This window comes from Pseudomonas sp. S09G 359 (genome assembly GCF_002843605.1).
GTDB lineage: Bacteria > Pseudomonadota > Gammaproteobacteria > Pseudomonadales > Pseudomonadaceae > Aquipseudomonas.
In genome coordinates this window covers 167,907-186,902 of sequence record NZ_CP025263.1, presented here as the reverse complement: position 1 = coordinate 186,902, position 18,996 = coordinate 167,907, and the positions used below count along the sequence as shown (strand labels likewise).

Annotated in this window: 14 protein-coding genes and 1 pseudogene; 2 read left to right on the top strand and 13 right to left on the bottom strand. The window is 63.0% G+C overall.

Annotation, left to right across the window (positions count from 1 at the left end; all coding sequences use genetic code 11):
- Window positions 1-2: 2 nt before the first annotated feature.
- From pgaC to CXQ82_RS00815, 13 genes and pseudogenes are all read right to left on the bottom strand, one after another.
- Window positions 3-1,343 carry a poly-beta-1,6-N-acetyl-D-glucosamine synthase gene (gene pgaC / locus CXQ82_RS00875; RefSeq protein ID WP_101265294.1) on the bottom strand — a complete coding sequence of 447 codons (1,341 nt, stop codon included), beginning with the start codon at window positions 1,341-1,343 and terminating at the stop codon, window positions 3-5.
- Window positions 1,344-1,345: 2 nt separating this feature from the next.
- Window positions 1,346-3,343, bottom strand: a complete 1,998-nt coding sequence (gene pgaB, locus CXQ82_RS00870; RefSeq protein WP_101265291.1) for a poly-beta-1,6-N-acetyl-D-glucosamine N-deacetylase PgaB — start codon at window positions 3,341-3,343, stop codon at window positions 1,346-1,348.
- Between the two features lie 12 nt (window positions 3,344-3,355).
- Complete coding sequence (pgaA, locus tag CXQ82_RS00865; protein ID WP_101265289.1) at window positions 3,356-5,836, bottom strand: poly-beta-1,6 N-acetyl-D-glucosamine export porin PgaA; 2,481 nt, start codon at window positions 5,834-5,836, stop codon at window positions 3,356-3,358.
- Between the two features lie 296 nt (window positions 5,837-6,132).
- The gene (locus CXQ82_RS00860) at window positions 6,133-7,629 is read right to left on the bottom strand and encodes a YdgA family protein (RefSeq protein WP_101265287.1); all 1,497 of its coding nucleotides are present in this window, start codon (window positions 7,627-7,629) and stop codon (window positions 6,133-6,135) included.
- Between the two features lie 147 nt (window positions 7,630-7,776).
- The gene (locus CXQ82_RS00855) at window positions 7,777-8,409 is read right to left on the bottom strand and encodes an NADH:ubiquinone oxidoreductase subunit N (protein WP_101265285.1); all 633 of its coding nucleotides are present in this window, start codon (window positions 8,407-8,409) and stop codon (window positions 7,777-7,779) included.
- 81 nt (window positions 8,410-8,490) lie between these two features.
- Window positions 8,491-9,933: an efflux transporter outer membrane subunit gene (locus CXQ82_RS00850; protein ID WP_101265283.1), complete on the bottom strand. Its 1,443-nt coding sequence runs from the start codon at window positions 9,931-9,933 to the stop codon at window positions 8,491-8,493.
- Entirely contained in the window at window positions 9,930-10,820 is an 891-nt protein-coding gene (locus CXQ82_RS00845; protein WP_101265281.1) for an efflux RND transporter periplasmic adaptor subunit, read from the bottom strand. Before CXQ82_RS00845 ends, CXQ82_RS00850 begins: the two co-directional genes overlap by 4 nt.
- Window positions 10,817-11,026 carry a DUF1656 domain-containing protein gene (locus tag CXQ82_RS00840; RefSeq protein WP_010214247.1) on the bottom strand — a complete coding sequence of 70 codons (210 nt, stop codon included), beginning with the start codon at window positions 11,024-11,026 and terminating at the stop codon, window positions 10,817-10,819. The genes CXQ82_RS00845 and CXQ82_RS00840 overlap by 4 nt, the downstream gene beginning before the upstream one ends.
- On the bottom strand, window positions 11,023-13,101 hold the full coding sequence (locus CXQ82_RS00835; protein WP_101265279.1) for an FUSC family protein: 2,079 nt from the start codon (window positions 13,099-13,101) through the stop codon (window positions 11,023-11,025). The genes CXQ82_RS00840 and CXQ82_RS00835 overlap by 4 nt, the downstream gene beginning before the upstream one ends.
- On the bottom strand, window positions 13,098-13,508 hold the full coding sequence (locus CXQ82_RS00830; RefSeq protein ID WP_101265277.1) for a MarR family winged helix-turn-helix transcriptional regulator: 411 nt from the start codon (window positions 13,506-13,508) through the stop codon (window positions 13,098-13,100). Before CXQ82_RS00830 ends, CXQ82_RS00835 begins: the two co-directional genes overlap by 4 nt.
- Before the next feature lie 179 nt (window positions 13,509-13,687).
- A pseudogene (locus tag CXQ82_RS00825) lies at window positions 13,688-13,855 on the bottom strand (cell filamentation protein Fic); the annotation flags it as partial.
- A 152-nt stretch (window positions 13,856-14,007) separates the two neighbouring features.
- Window positions 14,008-14,253: a DUF2789 domain-containing protein gene (locus CXQ82_RS00820; protein ID WP_101265275.1), complete on the bottom strand. Its 246-nt coding sequence runs from the start codon at window positions 14,251-14,253 to the stop codon at window positions 14,008-14,010.
- A gap of 33 nt (window positions 14,254-14,286) precedes the next feature.
- Window positions 14,287-15,873, bottom strand: coding sequence for a glycosyltransferase family 39 protein (locus CXQ82_RS00815; protein ID WP_101265273.1), 1,587 nt, complete (start codon window positions 15,871-15,873; stop codon window positions 14,287-14,289).
- 179 nt (window positions 15,874-16,052) lie between these two features.
- Here CXQ82_RS00815 and CXQ82_RS00810 point away from each other — a divergent pair, with 179 nt between their 5' ends.
- Window positions 16,053-18,218: an outer membrane assembly lipoprotein YfiO gene (locus CXQ82_RS00810; RefSeq protein WP_101265271.1), complete on the top strand. Its 2,166-nt coding sequence runs from the start codon at window positions 16,053-16,055 to the stop codon at window positions 18,216-18,218.
- Entirely contained in the window at window positions 18,215-18,919 is a 705-nt protein-coding gene (locus CXQ82_RS00805; protein ID WP_101265269.1) for a DUF3142 domain-containing protein, read from the top strand. The genes CXQ82_RS00810 and CXQ82_RS00805 overlap by 4 nt, the downstream gene beginning before the upstream one ends.
- Window positions 18,920-18,996: the final 77 nt, after the last annotated feature.

Genomic DNA, 18,996 nt, shown 5'->3' with positions numbered 1-18,996 from the left:
GGTCACGCCTCCTCTTCAACAGGTTTGATACCGCGATCCGGGCTGACCCAGCGCGCGCGCTTCTGGTGCTGGTTGAACAGCACCTTGGGAAAACTGACCAGCGTGGTGAACAGGCTCACCAGCCAGAACACCATCGGGTACCACACGGTCCAGAACAGGGTTTTCCACAGGTCTTTCTCGTAGCGGCGATCGATCAGGATGCTCACCGCAAACTGCACCAGACACACCATCGCCAGCACCAGCCCGGTAAACGCCGGCGGCACCAGGGAGTCCACGGCAATCGCCTGCGGCAGCACCATGAATTTGCCCAGGCCCCAGAAGATCACCGACAGCAGGAAGGTAAAGGCCCAACCGGTGGACAGGCAGTATTCGAACAGCAGCGGCCACAGGTAGCGATGGCGCCATTGCCAAATGCCACGGATGTTCTTGAATAGCACTTCGGCGCCACCCTGGGCCCAGCGCAGGCGCTGCTTCCACAGGCCGCCGACGGTTTCCGGCATCAGGATCCAGCACAACGCGCGGGGCTCGTAGAAGATGCTCCAGTGATCGAGTTGCAGCTTCCAACTGACATCGATGTCCTCGGTGATCATGTCGGTGCTCCAGTAGTCGATGCGGTCCAGCGCCTTCTTGCGAAACGCTACCACCACACCCGACACCGTGAAGATCCGCCCGAACACCCGTTGCGTACGCTTGATCAAGCCGATGATCGACGAGAACTCACCCACCTGCACGCGCCCGATCAAGGTCGAGCGTGTGCGAATGCGCGGGTTGCCGGTGACGGCACCCAGGCGCGGGTTGTCGAGCATCGGCGCGACCATATAGGCCGCCGCATTCTTGTCGAGCAACGCGTCGCCGTCGATGCACACCAGGTATTCACTGCGTGCGGCCACGGCACCCATGCGCAGGGCCACGGCCTTGCCCTGGTTCTGTGCCAGGTGCAGCACGCGCAGGCGCGGGTATTCCAGGGCCAGGGCATCGAGGACTGCGGCGGTATTGTCTTTGGAGCCGTCATTGACCGCGATCACTTCGATGTTCGGGTACAGCTGGTCCAGCGCCGCATGGATGGTATCGGCGGCGTTATCGCCCTCGTTGTAGCAAGGGATGATGATCGAGATCAGCGGGTTGCCGGCCAGGGTCGGCGCCGGCGTGTCCTCTTTCCACGGCCAGTGGCGCTCCCAGTGCAGCCAGAAGTACAGGCCGCCGGAGATCCACAGCGCCGACATGAACAACGGGTAGAAGAACACGAAGTCCATCAGGAACTGCCCGGTGACCAGGAAGATCAGGCCCAGGGGCACGCCCAAGACCAGAGCCAACACAAATAAAGCCAGGATTCTGTCGAACATGGTCAAGGATTCCATTGGTTGGAAAGGGCCGGACGCACAGTCTTCAGGTCCGGGGAATTTTCCAGGAAGTTGTCCGGGTAGTAACCAAAACTCGTGACCCCCTGGCGCTTGAGCACACCCATCCATTCAGCCATTTGCTTGGCGTCGATATCCGGCGCGGCCTTGGTGCGCCAATCTTTGGCTTGCAGTTCGAAAACGGTGCGCCCCATTGCGCCGGGGCGCGCCTTGACCGCGGCCACCAGTTTCTCCAGCCAGGCATTCGAGGTGCTGTACTCCTGGCCTTCCATCAATGGCATGGCCATGGGCGCGGTCCAGTCATAGGCCTGGAGGAAGTCATCGAGGTTCTGCGCGAACCAGGCTTCGCTGGCCGGGTTAAGCATCGGCTCGGCGAAGATATTGCGCGCGGTCTGCACCTGCGGCCCACCGATGGCGCGGACCTTGGTGGTCAGCTCGTTGGTGAAGTCGATCAGGTAGCGGCTCTTGAAGCGCGTCCAGCGCTGCATCACCGCCGGGTCGGCACGCAGGGCCTCGATGCTGTTCGGCAGGCCGTTGGCGGCGTAAGCCTTGAGCGCGGCGGGGCTGGCGTCTTCGAAGTCCGAGAGCACCGCGTCGTCGTGGTACAGCACGCCGTCGATGGCATTGTTGCGCGCCAGGTCCTCATAGATCTCACCGATGATCTTGCGCACCTGCGGGTCGAACGGCGACAGGCGTTTGTACTGGTCAGGGTCGGTGCCGACCTTGCCGGTTTCCGGGTCCCAACGGGTCACGCGCGGCAGCTTGGAATCGAGGGCGAAACTCAGCACCGGCATCCAGGCATACACCGCAGCATGGGCACGGGTGTGCAACTGCCAGGAGACGCGGTTGAACAAGTCGGCACGCACCGGCAGGTGGCGGTTGGGGAAGTACAGTTCATGCACCAGGCCGTCACCCTTGGGGTCGGCGAAGGCTTGCAGGAACACGGTACCCGCGCCCATGTCGACCACTCGTTGCACCAGCTGGTCGAGGTTGCGCGCCTGCTGGGCCGGGTCCGGGTCGTAGACGTTGTCCAGGTCCACATGCAGCACTCGCAGCGGCGCCGGGGTTTGCACCGCGACCATGCTGTTGGCGAAGTGCTCGCCATCCGGGTCGGACGCCACCAGGAAGCGCGGGCTGTTCATCAGGTTTTCGGAGCTGTCGAGGCCGTCTTCCAGGGTCAGCGCCATCTGGTAGCCCTGCTCACCGACGATCGCCAGCGAGGTGCCTTTGGCAGCGCCGTAAGGCCACACCCATACCCGTGGTTTCTTGCCGGTCACGCTCTGGATTTTTTGCGTGATTGCCGTGACATCCGCACGCATCCGCGCCTGGAACTGCGCTTCGGTTTCATAGCGCCCCGTGGCCGGGTCATAGCGCAAGGAGGTCGCCGCCGGCTCCAGGTTGCCCTGGGGGTTGGCGAGGATCCCGGTGTGGCTGGCATCGGTGTGCGCGGCGATTTCCACCAGGCCCGACTGCGACACTTCACGAATCTGCTGCCAGGTGAGGAATTCACCGCGCGGCCGTGGCGAGCCGGCAAAATCCACCGGCTTGTTCAGTGGCGTATCGATCCAGTAGCCCACCGGCGCCAGCACGGCCGGCCAGTGGTAGGCACGCAAAATCGGCATTACTCGGGTGTAGAAGCTCGAATAGCCGTCATCGAAGCTGAGCATGATGGCTTTGGGCGGCAACGGCGGGCCGCCACGGCGCGCGGCCAGGATCTGGTCGACGCTGACCGCCTGGTAGCCGTTTTCGCGCAGCCAGGCCAGTTGCTCGATCAGACGCTCGGTGCGCACAGCCACCACGGCCTGGTCGGGGTCGCGATCCTCGACGTCGTGATAGGCGATGCCCAGGAAGTGGTTTTTCGGCCACGGCGCTTCGTTGGCCGGGGTCGGCCGCTCGGCGGGTGGAGTGAATGGCGCGGGTTGCTGGGCGCAGGCACTGGCCAGCAATACACCCAGGACCAACAAGCAACGGCTGAGGACGGTCATGGTCAGGCTCTTCTAGAAACGGTAAGTGAGGTCGACGAGCAGGCGCAGATCGCGTTCGCGATCACCGTCGTAAGGTCGGCTGATCAGGCTCAGGTTGGCCCCGGCATCCAGCACGTCGTTCCAGCGATAGCGTTGGCCATAACCGATCAAGCCGATGCCGCCGGTGGAGTAATCCTGCTGCGTATAGGTACCGGCGCCGATTTGGAACTGCTGACTCCACTGGGTTTCGTAGCGGTGATAAAGCACGTGGTTGATGTTGATGACGGGCAACACGGTGAAGTCCGACTTGGGGTTGAAGTACACCGTGTCTTCCTTGCTGTTTTTGCTCGCGCCGACTTCCAGGCCCAGGTCGACCTGCACGCCCGGCGAGCTGTAGAGGCCCTCGCGGCCGCTGAGCAAGGCTTCGAAGCGGTCGTTGCCGTCGCTGAAATGGGAGGGGCTGAGGGTCAGTTTCCACTCGCGGCTTTCATTCGCGCGCCAGCGGATAAAGCCGCTGCCGCCGTTAGCCGTGACACCATCATTGAGCGCCCGCAGCGGCGTGGTGCTGAGCAGGTAGCCGAGGCTGCCGCCGTATTGCCAGTTATCGTTGATGTCGCGGGCAATCGACACGGCGGCACCTTGCTTGGTGCCATCGCCGTAGGAATGGTTGGACACCTCCGCTTCGATGGTCATGTCGCGGGTACGCCGCTCCACGCCGACAACCTGCCAACGGTGCTGGCCGGTACCCTCTTCGAAATCGGCACGGGCATAACCGGCACCGGCGAACAGGCGCCAGTCTTCGTCGATGGGCGGCGTGTACAAACGGCTTTCGATGCCCCAGTCACGACTGCCCGAAACCGCCCCCGCATCGCTGTTGTTACCGCCGCCGAAGCTTTTGCCGGTGTAGGCCTCGACGCGCAGCTCGGCCATGTCATGCACATCGCGCAGGCGGCTGAGGCGCTGCACTTGGCGGTTATCGGGGTTGCGCGCCACCACGTCATCGGTGAGCACGTCGAGTTGGCGCCACTCCTGCAGGTCCAGGGCGGTATAGGCCTGGCTCACTTCCAGGCCGATATCGCGCGGGGCCTGAGCTTCGGTTTCCTTGAGCAGGCCTTCGGCGCGCCGTGGCAGATCGCGGGCGCGGTACATATCGGCCTGCGCCAGGCGCAGGCCGACGTTGCCCGGGGCTTTTGCCACCAGTGCTTCCAAGCCGGCCTCGCTGCCCGCCAGGTCGCCGCCGTACGTGCCGGCCTGGGCCGACAGTTGTTGCGCGTCCATCCAGCTGTCGTTGGGGTTGCCGATCGGCAGCCCCTTGAGTTCCACCCGCGGGTTCTGGCTGTTGGCCAGGTTGCTGGCGACCTCCCGGGCCTGCGCGACTTTGTCGCTTTCGAGCAAGGCATAGAACAGCGCGGTGCTGTCTTCTACATGGTCGGCCGGGTCGGCGTCCGGGGCGGTGATGGCTTGGCGATACAGCGGCTCGGCCTTCTCCGGCTGGCGTTGGTCGAGGTAAGCGGCGGCCACCCAGCGCACGGCGTAGGTGGGCAGTTGCACGCCTTCGCCCTTGAGGGTTTCGTACTCGCGGATCACCTCGGCGGTACGCGCCCGCGCCTTGAGCGCGCCCAGGCGGTCGATGCGCCAGCCCACCACGTCGTCGTGGGCGGTGGCGTCGGGGGTCCAGCGGGCGAGCAATCTGTCGTAGTCCTGCAGGGCGCGGTCGGCGATCACGTAGCGCTCTTGCTCGGTGCGCGTGGCGAACTCGGCCATGCGCACGCGCTCGGCAGCGAGGTCGCCTTCCAGGCGGCGCTGGGTCACCGCGTCCACCAGGCCCGGGCGCTTGGCCGACAGGCGCAAGGCGGCCTCCGGCAGCCGGGCTTTTTGCAGGGCGACAATGTATTCGCGGGCGACTTCGGGTTTGTCGCCGGCACGGATAAACGCCTGGTCGAATTCAAACAGCGCGTCGTAGTTCAAGCCGGCGCGGGTCAGCGCGTAGCCCAGGGCCATGCGCCGGTTGGGGTCATCGGGCTTGGCCGCCACCAGCGCGCGGGTGCGTTGCACGGCTTCGTTGGCTTTGCCGCCGTCGGCCTGGGTGAGGGCCAGGCCCAGTTGCAGGTCGACATTGTTCGGCTCACGCAGCAGCGCGCGGCGATAGACCGCCTCGGCCTGCGCCCACTGTTTCTGGTTGCGATACGTACGCGCGACGGTGGCCAACGCCTGGGAGGTCAAGTCGCGGTGCGTGCCCTGGGCCTCATACACCTTCAGCACTTCGGCGTCCTGGCCGGCCCAACCGGCGATCACCAGGTGGTCGCTGATTTGACCGGGCGTCTGGCGCTCGGCGGGCAATTGGCGCAATTGGGTGAGCGCGGGGCTGAAGTTGCCGTTGCGCGCCTGAATGATCAGGGCGTCATAGGCCGGGTCGGCCATGGCGAAGGTGGGCATCAGCAATTGGCTGCACAAGGCGACCCCGACGAGCAGTCGCAACCGGCCTGACGCACTGAGTGGGAGGTTTCGCAACATATCGTGAGCTTCCTTACACACGGAAAGCTGTAACGATAGGTGGTCCTGAGCGATTTGCTTCAGGGTGCCGACGTCTAATGACCCGGCCTAGCTTTCCTGTAGGAACTATCCCCGACGCGCATGTGAAAAAGTACAACCCGGAACAATTGTTCAGAATTGCACGAGAATCTGAAATGCGAATGGGGGAGCGCACTTGCCTGCGATAATGGCCTGCCGGCCCGCGCGTGCGCCGGCCGTTTGACCCTTATCGCGGGCAACCCCGCTCCCCCATGATTTTTTTCGGCGCTGCTGAAATCTTACTGCGCGCCGCTGACCGCACCCACTTTAGCCATGACAAAGCCGATGAATTGTTCAACGGTCATCTTCTGGCCGTTGAAGGTCACTTCATTGTTGGCGTAGTGGAGCTTGGACACCACATCGCTGCCCACTAGGGTCGCCAACTGCGTACCCACGGCCATGCCGCTGACCATCTCGCTGGCCATCTGGGATTGCTGCTCGATGGCCTTAGGATCGGTCACACCACCTGCCTGCGCCTGCAGGGCGGCAACGTCGGCGATCATTGGCTTGGACAGCACCAGGTTGGCATCCAGCAGCGCCACCATCTGCTTGCCCAGCTCAACCGGCGGCAGTTCCATCGACGCAGGCTTGGCCAGGTCCAGCACCAGGTTGAATTTGCTTTCGCCGTGGGCGGTTTTCAGCGACAGGTTTTCCAGCGCCAGGTGCGGCTTGGCGGCCAGCAACTGGTTGACGTTGGCGTCGGCCAAGGTTTGTTCGGCTTCGCTCAGTTGCAGCTCCGGTACCGGTTGGCCAGCGGCGGCAGCGGCTTGCACCGGCTGCATCTTGTCCTGGTACAGCTTGGTCAGGACCAGCCCCGAGGGCACATCAATGTTCTTCACGCTCACGGCCATGGCGGCGGAGCCCACTGGTTTGCCCTGGTAACCGATCTCGTCGATCTTGTAATCGACGCGGCCATCCATGTTGTTTTCTTTGACTTCGCTGGTGTCTTTCTGCTCGAAGCCCTTGAGCGTCACCACCGCTTTCTGCGGGCCGTAGATGAACTTGGCGTCGCTCAACTCAACGGTGTTCTGCCCGGTGTAGAAGCCGAACGTCGACTTCTCGAGGTTGCTGGCCACGGTAAAGCCGGCAAACTCAGCGGCGAATGGCTGGCCATTGGCGTCGACCACGTTGATTTTGAGGCTGTTCATGTAGCCGTCGGCCTTGACCTTCTTGCCCTCGGCGCTGCTGTCGAAGTCCAGGTTGGCGCCGGAGAAGCTCGCCGTGGACGTGTCGTCCTTGTACTCCAGGGGCAGCAACTCGACATTGCCGCTGACCGAGCGGTTGTAGCCGATATTGGCCACGCCTTTGAGCGGCGACACGTCTTTGGCGGCGGCAAACCATTTTTCGGTGGTGGGGTTCTTTTCCAGCGCATAGTGACTGGTGGCCATGACCGGCAGCCATTTCAGCGATACCAAACGCGAGAACGGCAGCGGGCCGTGTTCGATATGGTCGACAAACAGCAACTCGGGGTTAGGGTTCTGTTCGCCAAAGAACGAACCTTGTGCCTTGAGGCGGTAGTGCGCGGTGCTGCTGAACAAGCCACGGTCCAGGGATACCAGCTCGAGGGCGACGGTGCCGTCGACGCCGGCCATGGAGCGTTGCAGTTCCTTGTTGGCGTCCTGGACTGCCGTTTGCAGCACAGGCTCCAGTTGCTTACCGGTGTACCAGGCGCCGCCTGCACTGACGACGCCAACGGCGACAACAAAACCCAAAAGAACAACTGCTGGCTTATTCATGAAGTGACCTGATCAAATCCTGTGAGAAGTGGGCTGTCTTCCTTGAACCCCGAAGGGTTGGCTCGAGCCCGCCGAAAGCGGGGGAAGATTAGCACTGGCGGCCACGAACGGCCCAGTTTTCTCAGAGGGGTCAGGTCTGCAGTTGGTTCACGAGTATTCCGTTTCGATCTCATCGAGTTGATGGTCAAAACTCTTCAAGCGCGCCGTCCAGGTGTACACCAACACCTCGAATTCGCGGTGTATCACCGCATTGCCCGGGGTATCGGACTTGGGGTCGCAGAAGTCCAACTGGTAGCGCTCACGGGCCATCTGCGTGGCAACATCAGACAATTCCCGCGCATTATTCAGCCAATGCCTACCCTCGGCGACCTGTTGGTCGAGCAACACGCACTGTTTTTTCAGGACTTCGAGGCTTTTTTCCAGCGGCGTACCGGTGAGGTCGCCCATCACTTCCTGAAAGGTGCGCCCGGGCTGCCAGTAACTGCCCCAGAAATAGCGGTCGAACACGGTTTCGACGCGGCGCAGCGCAACCTTGGTGTCCCAGATCGCCACGCGGGTCTTGCCCTGTTGCAGCAGCTTTTTCTTCACCCGTTGATTTTGATAAGACGCCCAGGCAACAACGCCGATGGACAACGTGCCGATCACCAGGCAAGCGCTGTCGAGAAACACCATGGCCTTGTCGAGTTGGTGGGCCAGCATGACGCCGTAGAAATACGCGGCCGATAACAGCACCAGTGCGAACAGCACGCACCAGAAAGCGGGAGCATAAGGGTTTTTCATTATTGGAATCCCCATGAGCAAACGCGAGCAGTGTCAGGCGAGCCATCACGGCGGCCCGCCTGTCAAAGCATAGCTATTCGCTCAGGGTTTGCTGGCCTGTGACCCTTGCGTTCGTCCGCTTTCCCAGCCGCCGCCCAAGGCCAGGAACAAGTCGATCTGGCTCATGGCGACCTGGGTGTTGGCCGCTGCCAGTTGCGCACGCACATCGGTGTAGGTGCGCGTGGCTTGCAGGTCGGCCAGAAACGACGCGCGGCCAGCCTGGAAGAAGCGGTGGGTCTGGTCTGCGGCTTGCTTGGCCGACTCGCCGGCGTCGGCCAGGGCGTCGCGGCGCTGCAATTGCGCAGTGTATTGCGCAAGGCCCGTCTGGGTTTCACGGATGGCGTTGAGCACCACCCCGTCAAAGTGCGCCAGGGCGCCCTGGGTCGCGGCTTCGGCTTCGTGGATCCGGGCGCGGGCGCCGTTGGTCGGCACTGTCCAGCTGATCAACGGGCCAAAGCCCCAGCGGTTGGTGGCCGGTGTGCCGAGGTTCTCGAGCAGGCCGACGGTGCCGACAGTCGCGCCGATGCTGATGTCCGGGTACAGCGCACCGGTGGCCACGCCGATGCGCGCGGTGGCGGCGGCCAGTTGGCGTTCGGCCTGGCGTACATCCGGGCGACGCTTGAGCAGCGTGGCGCCGTCGCCTACCGGCAGCAACTGGGCGATGTGCGGCAGCTCGGCGCAGTTGGCGGTACCGGCCGGCAGTTGCTCCAGCGGCTTGGCCAGCAGCATCGACAGGCGGAACAAACCGGCCTGGCGCGCCGCTTCATAGCGCGGCATGTCGGCGCGCAGGGATTTGTATTGGGTTTGCGAGCGCGTCACCTGGGTTTCATCACCCCGCCCGGCGTCACGCAGGCGCTGAGTCAATTGGGTGCTCTGGGCTTGCAGGTCGAGGGACTCATTGGCAATCGCCAATTCTTCGTTGGCCGCGCAGACCTGGGTGTAGGAGCGCACCACATCGGCCACCAGGGTGATGCGGGCGATATCGGCGGCGGCCTGGGCCGCGTCGGCGCTGGCCTGGGCGCTTTCGATGCCGCGCTGCAGGGTGCCGAACAGATCGAACTGATAAGACGTGGTGATACTGGCGGCGCCGATGTTGCCCACCGGGACTTTTTCCGTCAGCAAAAAGGCTTCGCCCGACTCCTGCAGGCGCTGGGCCTCAGCCTTGGCGCCGATGCTCCAGCCGCCGGCGGACTCAGCCTGTTCGGTCTGAAAACGCGCGCGCTGCAAGTTGGCCGCAGCCACCCGCAGGTCGGTGTTGGAGGCCATGGCCTGGCGCACCAACTCATCGAGGCGCGGGTCCTTGTACAGCTTCCACCAGTCGGGCGGCACCGGCGCCGACACCACGTTGTTGCCCTCGCCCGCCAACTGCCCTTGCAGGTCGCCTCGGTTGACGGCGGACTTTTCCGGCAGCTTGTAATCCGGCCCCACCACCTGGCAGGCCGACAGCAACAACCCCAGCGCAGCGGTTGCCAGAAGCTGCTTCATGGTTTGTCTCCATCTTTGACCTTATCGCCGATGATCGACACCGTGGCCGTGCGCCCGGCGATCATGCGAAAGTCCGCCGGCACCTCATCAAAGGCAATCCGCACCGGGATCCGCTGGGCCAGGCGCACCCAACTGAACGCCGGGTTAACGTTGGGCAGCAGGTTGGAGCCGCTGCTGCGGTCGCGGTCTTCGATGCCGGCGACGATGCTCTCCACGTGGCCGCGCAGGCGCGCGTTGTCGCCGATCACGCGGATGTCCACGGCCATACCGACGTGAATACCGTCGAGCTTGGTTTCCTCGAAGTAGCCGTCGATGTGGAAGGAATTACTGTCCACCACCGACAACACCGGGCGCCCGGCGGTGACGAACTCTTGATTACGCGGCGCGCGGTCGTTGACGTAGCCGTCCACCGGGCTGCGGATTACCGAGCGGTCCAGGTTCAATTGCGCCGCGTCCACGGTCACCTGCGCCTCGGCCAGGGCCGATTGGGCGCGGGCTACGCGGGACTGGCTTTCTTCCAGCTGCTCGCTGGGCACCAGGTTGCCGAGGCCACGGTTGCGCTTGTACTCGCGGCTGGCCTGGGCCAGGGTTTCCTGGCGGTCGGCCACGGCGGCCTGGGCTTGGCGCAGGGCCAGCTTGAAGCGGTCCTGGTCGACGGCAAACAGCACCTGGCCCTTGGTCACCAACTGGTTGTCGCGCACGTCCACTTGCTGGATCAGCCCGGACACGTCCGGGGCGATCTGCACGATGTCGGCACGGATGTGCCCGTCGCGGGTCCAGGGTGCAAACATGTAGTACATGACCATGCGCCACACAACGACGACCGCAAACGTCACGATCAACAACGTGAGGACTACACGGCCGATGGTCAAAAAAGGTTTTTTCATGTCATCAGGTATCGACTGAGTGAGTCCACCGCGCCCAGCAACAGCGCGTAGAGCCCCACATTGAACAATGCCCGGTGCCAGACCAGGCGATAGAAGTGGAGGCGGGTCAAAAGCCCGTGCACCACCAGGAACAACACGTACGTAATGCCCATCAGCACCAGCAGCGTGGGCAGGAACACCCCGCTGATATCCAGATCACCGATCATAAAGGCGCTCCATCAGGCAGCGGCGCTTCCATCCCGGTGCCGCCAATAAATTCCACGCCGGGCAACAGCGCCAGGCGCAAACCGGCCAAGGCGTGCAGCAAGTGCACGCGGGTGTCGTCTGCATCCTGCAGGCCCTGGCCGTTGAGGGCGCGGCGCGTGCGGTCGAGGGTCATCAGCAGACCGCTCGGCGCGGGCAAGCGTTCACCCGCCTTGAGGCAGGCCTTGAAGTAACCGCCCACGCCTTCCACCACCTGGTTCAGCAGCACCCGTGGCACGCCGACGATGCGTGGCGAGTAGGCCAGTAGGTCGAGCAGGTTCAGCGCCACGCGCAAATCGCGCAGGGCGATGCCGGTGTCCTGGCCGGTGAGGGCCAGGCGCGGCAGGTGCTGCATCAGGCGGTCGAGCATTTGTGCGGCCATGTGCCGGTGCTCGGCCAGGGTCGCAGGTTCGGTGAGGCCGACGATGTCGCGCCAGCTGAAACGAGTCAGGCGCTTGGCCGCCAACTCGGCACCGAAGGGCCGCGCGATCAACGTCCACACAAAGGCGAACAGCAACCCTACGGGCCCGGCCAGGTTGACGTTGGCGAAGTTTAAAAAGTCGGCGTCATAGGCGCCCTGGATGCTGATGAACGACGAGGTGTTCACCAGCGTCAACAGCATGCCCAGGTAGAAACGCGGCTGCACCGTGAGCGTACCGATGCAGATAAACGGCACGGCAAACGCCAGCACCAGCATCGGAAAATCGTGCAGGTTGGGCAGCACCAGGAACAGGTAGAGGCTGGCGAACAGCACCGACATGGCGGTCCAGAAAAAGAACCGGTAGATCTGCGGCGCCGGGTCGTCCATGGTCGCGAAAAAACTGCAGGCCACGGCTGCGAGGATCACCGCGCTGCCGCCGTCGGTCCAGCCCAGCAGGATCCACAGCACCGAGGCGACAATGATCGCGGAGACGGTGGAAAACGCCGAGTAGAACATCAAGCCACGGTCGAGGAACGGCGTGAGCCGGCCCAGGCGCCAGTGGCGGTAGACGGCGCGCCAGGTGTCCTGGCTTTCGCACTGGATAGCCGCTTGCAGGCTGCGGCAGTCTTGCCACAGGTCGACCCATTCACCCAGGCGGTACAGGGCGTTGGAGAACAACAGGGTGTGGCGGTCATCCAGCGCGTCGCCGGTAGGTTGGGCGGCGTCGATCTTGTCACGCAGCACGCGCCAGCGTTCGACGGGCGCCTCTTCGGTGGTGCTTTCCAGCCACGCGCAGGCTTCTTCCAGCAACGGCGTGAACCGCTCGAGAAACTCCGGGGCACGGTGTTCGATGGCATAGGCCGCGTCGTCCAGCGCATCGATCACCGGCAGCAGGTGGATCATGCGCCCGCGCAATTCCTTGGTGTTGCGCACCGTCTGTGGCCGCGCGCCTTCGTGGGGCAATTGGCCGATCATCAGTTCCAGGGTGTTGAAGGTGGCAACCATGCCGCCGCGTAATGTGCTGACCTCTTCAGGCTCGACATTGCGGGTCAAAAAGCGCTCGCTATAGACCTGCGCATCGGCAAACCACTTGGCCACCGAGCCGTCGAACACCGGCATCAGCCGACGTGGCCAGAACATCGCCCCCACCACCGCCGCCACGGCGATGCCGAGGAAGATTTCTTCGGTACGCGCCTCGGCCACATCCCACACCGCCAGGGGGTTATCCACCACCGGCAAGGCGATCAGCGGCAAGGTGTAGCCGGCCAGCATCAGCGCGTAGTTGTTGGCAGTGCGCAGGTGCATTGAGAGGAACAGCAAGGTACCCGTCCACAGCGCGATCACCACCACCAGGATGTACGGCGACTGCACGAACATCGGCACAAAAAACACCGCCGCCGCCGCGCCCATCAAGGTGCCGACGGCGCGGTACAGGGCCTTGGAACTGGTGGGGCCCACGAACGGGCTGGAGACGATATACACCGTGGCCATCGCCCAGTAAGGACGCGGCATTTGCATCAGCATGGCGATGTACAAGGCGATCATCGAGGCGGCGAAGGTACGCACGCCGTAAAACCAGTCACGGGCCGGCGGCATGCCGGTAAAAAATCCGTTCAAAGCGTCGCCGCCTCAAAAGCGCGCAGCACACGCAGCGCCGCTTCCATATCGGTGGGCGCAATGTCTGCCAGCACTTCCTTACGCAGGCGCACCAGTTGCCCCTCCACCGCCTGCACCAAGTCGCGACCACGCTCGGTGAGGCTCAAGGCCTTGGCGCGGCGGTCGTGGACGTCTTCGGTGCGGCATACATAGCCGTCATTGCACAGCCGGTCGAGCAAGCGCACCAACGACGGGCTTTCCATCCCCGACGCCTGAGCCACTTTGACCTGATGCACACCATCGCCCAAACGGCCGATCATCAACAACGGCACGGCGCAGGCTTCGGAAATACCATAGCTCACCAGCGTGGTCTGGCAGATTTTGCGCCAGTTACGGGCGCCCACCACCATGCTGCTGCTGAGGTTCATCTGGAGTTGTTCGAGAGTCTGGGACACTGGATAGTTCGCATACAGTTAGTTTGCTAACTATCAATATGGTGGATGGATCCAAATGCGTCAAGTTTTGAAACAATTTTGCGGATAGGTGGTGGGGGGTTAGGGGAAGTAAAGCAGAGCTCTCCACGCTGGCCACTGTCGTCCACCTCCGTTTAGTCGATAGGAAGTTTTCCAACCTCGCGCACAACCCTCCCCACCTCCTCCTCAATAAACTCAAGCACCTGCTCCGGCACACTGTACTGAAACTGCTTGCGCCGGTGCTTCGACACCTTGCCTTCGTTATCCAGGCACATCATCACGAGCTTCGACAGATCACTACCAATAGCTTTCAATCCTAGGGATCGATGAAGATAGGCATAGCCAACCAAAGACATCGCGCAGCCTCAGAAAAAATTCACTTACGCGATTAAAGCCCAGTTTTTTTTCAACCCTCACCCGTTTTTTTCAAGTTTTAATGTTTTGGCTAAGTTTTTTACACCCCGCGCCCACCCCGCAACATCAGGTTCAACTCATCCACCACCTCAGCCCAATCCGCATCTTCCAGAATCTCCTCGCGCAAAAATGCGCGCTGGCTGGCCGTCCAGAAAAACGCATCGGCCAATTTCAACTCCGGCTTGAGCGGCGAATGAGCGGCCACGAACTGTTCAATGCTGACCGGGTCGTCCGGCAGACCAAGCTGTTTGAACAGTGATGGCAGGCTGTGTACGGGCGATTCCATGGTGAGCTCCTGATGGCAAAGGTTTAAGCGAGTCTAGCGGCAGCCTTGGGGTTGCGGGACGTTGCACAACACAAACAACCGCGCCCGTGCACCGCCGCCGTCCTGGCGACTGAGTTCACGCCAGCCCTCGGGCAGCGGGGCGAAGTCGTCCGGCGCTTCGTTGCTGCTGATCAGCCATACACGGCGGGTGTCGGCGGGCAACGCCGACAGATGGTCGAGGTAGATACGCCCGCCATCCTGGTCCACCAGCGTGCCGAAGCCGTAGGCATTCGGCCGGGTTGGCGTGCCATCGGGCTTGGGCGGCGTGTAGAGCTGCAACTGGGCGTCGGTTTGGTCGTAATACACGTAGCTGAGGTACCACATCATGTCGCTGAGGACGATGCGGTCGTCTTCCTGGTAATTGCGATTGACGAACTCCACCGGCACGTTGAATTGGTCGTGCTCATCCACCCCGAAATTATTCTTCAGCCCTACCAGCTCAACGCCCACAAAGAGCACGAACAACGCCGCGCCCAACCATGACAAGCGGTCGATGGCCAGTGCCAGGAGGATCGGCAAGGCCAAGGCGTAAACCGTGAGGTAACGCTCGATAAACACCGGGGAAATAAACGACACACCATAGACCAGCAACAGCGGCAGCAAAAAAAACAGCGCCAGCAGGCTGGCCGGTCGATAGCGCTCGCGATCGCGCCAGGCGGTCACCACGACCACCGCAACCAGTAACAGGGGAAACAACCAGAACAGCGGCGGCCAGAAACCAACGCCTTCATCCTGCAATACGAACTGCCAGATCATCGACGGCAACGACAGCAGGTTGACCGGCTCCTCCCAGCCGATATCGCCGCCTACCTTAAGCTGATCGACATGTTGCACCAGGTCCAGCAGGTTCGGCAGCCACGGCACGTACAACAGCACGATCACGGCATTCGCCACCCACCATGCCGGGCGCGTGATCAACCGTGGGCCGGGGGCGCGGGACGTACTCAACAGCCCCAGATACGCCCAATGCACCAGCACGCACAGCGCGGTGAAGTAATGGGTGTAGAACCCGGCACTCATCAGTAGCACATAAACCGCCAGGTAACGCGTGCGCTCGGGCTGACGCACCCAGTACACCAGCGCCAGCGTGGCGGCCATCAGCCACACGGCCAGCAGCGAGTACATGCGTACTTCCTGGCTGTAGCGCACCGCCGTGGGCAGCAACGCCAGCAACACCCCAGCCAGTATGGCTGCGCGCCGGGTGGACAGCTGCCGCGTAAGCCAGATGCCCAGGCCCACAGCGACAACACCTGGCAAGGCACTCATGCCGCGTATCGACAAGATGCCGTCGCCGAACAGTTCGATCCAGCCGCGCAGCATGAAGAAATACAGCGGCGGGTGTACATCATGGGCGGCGTGAAACCACAGGTCAGTCGCGGCGTATTCGCTGAGCAGCAGGCTGGAACCTTCGTCACCCCAGATCGCCGCCGAGGTCAGGTGGTAAAAACGCAGGGCCATGGCCAAGGCTAGGATCGGCACCCACCACAGGCGGCTGATCCAGCCGGTGCCCTCCCACGTGAGGCGATTGAAGGCGGGTAACGCCTCGACCTTTTCGTTTTGCTCTACCACAGACCGTCGCACTTCGATTCCCCTGCCACTGCCCTGACTGCCTCAGTGCAAACACCGCCACTCTAGGACAAAAGCCTGTGACTCGCTTCTGGAATCGGACAAATCAGCATTTTGTGTAGGGCTTCACCTAAGCGCCAGCAGGAACAAGCTATTATTGCGCCCCTCCAAGGACTCAGGATCAAGGACACGTCATGCGCATCGGTTTTCTGTCACCTCTGGCACTGGCACTGCTCACCGGATTTTCCCTACAGGCCCAGGCCAGCTCCGACGATACGTGCTACCCCGACTGGCGGGTCTCGCGTGACAGCCTCGACGCCTGCAGCAACCAGCCCTTCCTCAGCCCAGGTAACGACAGTCGCGTAAACCTGCGCCTGTTGCTGGCCGACAAAAAGGTTGCGGCCCTGACGCCCAATGCCTTGAGCGAAGACGACCTGGCCCAAGGGTTTGGCCCTGTGCCATTTCCGGTGTATCGCCTGACGCCTGTGCCCGCGACAAACGCAGAGCCCGACAACCAGCCGGACAACTCGCGTACCGCCGAACTCGACACCCTGCTCAAACCCCTGGGTATCCAGCGTGACTCCGCCGAGCCCGCCGGTGACGCGTTCCTCAGCGGAGAAGGCAGCCGCTGCCGCAGCAACAACGACGACAGCGCCACCGCGTTTATCAGCCAGGTCATCAAGGCCGACGTGCCCGCCGCCGAGCGCGATGAACTGGTCAAGGCGCGGCTGCAGTTGCTCACCACCTGCAGCTCGGATGGCCAGGTCGTCGCCGAGCCGATCGACTCCTCCAACGGCCGCCTGCTGCGCACCTACCTGCAAGCGGCCGCCGACTTCTACAGCGGTCGCTTCAGTGAAGCCGAGCGCGGTTTTGCCGCCGCCAGCAGCAGCGAGTTGCCTTGGCTGAAGGAAACCGCTCTGTACATGGCCGCGCGCACGTCACTCAACCAGGCGCAGGCCGAAGCGTTCGACCAATACGACATGCCGCAACTCGAGCATGTGGACAAGGCCGCCCTGGGCGCCGCCGAACAGGGTTTTCTCAACTACCTGAAAACTTATCCACAGGGCGAGTACGCCGCCTCCGCGCGCGGGCTGCTGCGCCGGGTGTATTGGTTGGCCGACGACGCCGACAAACTCGCCGAGGCTTACGCCTGGCAACTGGCGCAAGCCACCGACGCCGAACGCAACGTGAGCCTGGATGAGCTGGTGGAAGAGGCTGACCTCAAGCTGTTGATGATCTATCGCGGCACCATCACAACCCCGATGATCCAGCTCGTCACCGACTTGATGTCGATGCGCGCCCACACCCCACCCAGCCTGACCCGCGCCGACCTCGATGCACAGAAAAGCGTGTTTGCCAACGACCCGGCCCTGTTCGACTACCTGCAAGCGGCGTTCGCCCTGTACGTCGAGCACCAACCCGACGCCGCCTTGAAGCACCTGCCCGAGGCTGTGCCGTCGAGCCTGGATTACTTCGCCTTCAGCCAGCAGACCCTGCGCGCCCTGGCCCTGGAAGCCAAGCAAGACTGGAAGGGCGCCGAAGCGCTGTGGCTGCAACTGCTGCCACTCGCCAAACAACCGCTGCAACGCGACCAGCTTGAGCTGGCGCTGGCGATGAACTACGAACGCAGCGGCCAGTTGGCCAAGGTATTCGCCGCCGACTCGCCGATCAACGCCAAGCAGGTGCGCTACATCCTGCTGCGCAACGTCGCCGGGCCTGAGTTGCTGCGCCAGCAGATCGCCCAGGCCAGCGACCCACTGGAGCGCCAGACCGCGCAATTCGTGCTGCTCTATAAAGACTTGCTGCGCAGCCAGTTCGCTACCTTCGCCGACGACTTCAAGCAACTGCCCGCCACAGCCCCTGAGGACAAACTGGGCACCAGCCTGGGCTACGTCTACAGCGGCGGCCAGGCCTTGAAACTGTTCCAGTGGAACGGCGACAAAGCCGAATCCGGCTACGCCTGCCCGAGCATCGGGCAAACCGCCGCGACCTTGCAGAACGACGCAAAAAACCCGCAAGGCCTGAACTGCTTCGGCGAGTTCATCCTGCGCAACAACCTGGACGGCATGCCCTTGGAGCAAGCCCGCGCCGCCGGCAGCCTGGGCAGCACCGCATCCGGCTTCAAGGGTGAAACCTTCTCGCGCCTCGACGGCTACAAACAGGTGATCGCCAACGCCAAGGCGCCGAAGAACGACAAGGCCTATGCCCTGTTCCGCGCGATCAACTGCTACGCGCCCGCCGGCTACAACAGCTGCGGTGGCCAGGACGTCGAACCCGCCGTGCGCAAAGCCTGGTTCCGCCAGCTCAAAAGTGGTTTTGCCGACACCCAGTGGGGCAAATCCCTGCAGTACTACTGGTGAAACACCTGTGGCTGGGCTTGCTCTTGCTGGCGAGCCCGGCCTTCGCCGCCGTCGACGCCCGCGACTATGACGCGTTCTGGCTGTGGAGCGGCGTAACACCACAACCGGTGCTCAAGCAGGCCAAAACCCTGTACATCCTCCAGGGCCAGATCAACTCCACCCGCCGCGCGCCACAGCGCGGGGTACAGATGATCGCCCAGGGCATCAGCGTGCCGCGTATCACCCGCGGTGAAGTGTGGGTGGTGTACCGCGCCCACACCCTGCACTGGCCTGAGCGGGTCTACACGCAGATGCTCGGCCAGGTACAACGCTGGCGTGACGCCGGCAACCCGGTGGTCGGCATCCAGATCGACTTCGACGCCCGCACCCAATACCTGCACGAATACGCCGACTTCCTGCGCGACCTGCGCCAACGCCTGCCCGCCGACTTGCGCTTGAGCATCACCGGCCTGATGGACTGGAGCAGCAACGCCGACCCCGCCGCCATCGCCCAACTCAAGGGCGTGGTGGACGAAGTGGTGGTGCAGACGTACCAGGGCCGCCATAGCATTCCGGATTACGCGGCGTACTTGCCACGCATGAACCGGCTGGGGCTGCCGTTCAAGATTGGTTTGATTCAGGGTGGGGAGTGGGAGGAGCCGGGGTATTTGAAAGGGGGGGAATGGTTTCGGGGGTATGTGGTGTTTTTGCAGAATCCGTGATTACGCAATAACCCGTGTGGGAGCGGGCTTGCTCGCGAAGGCGGTCAATCAGCCAAGCATCTGTTGCCTGACACACC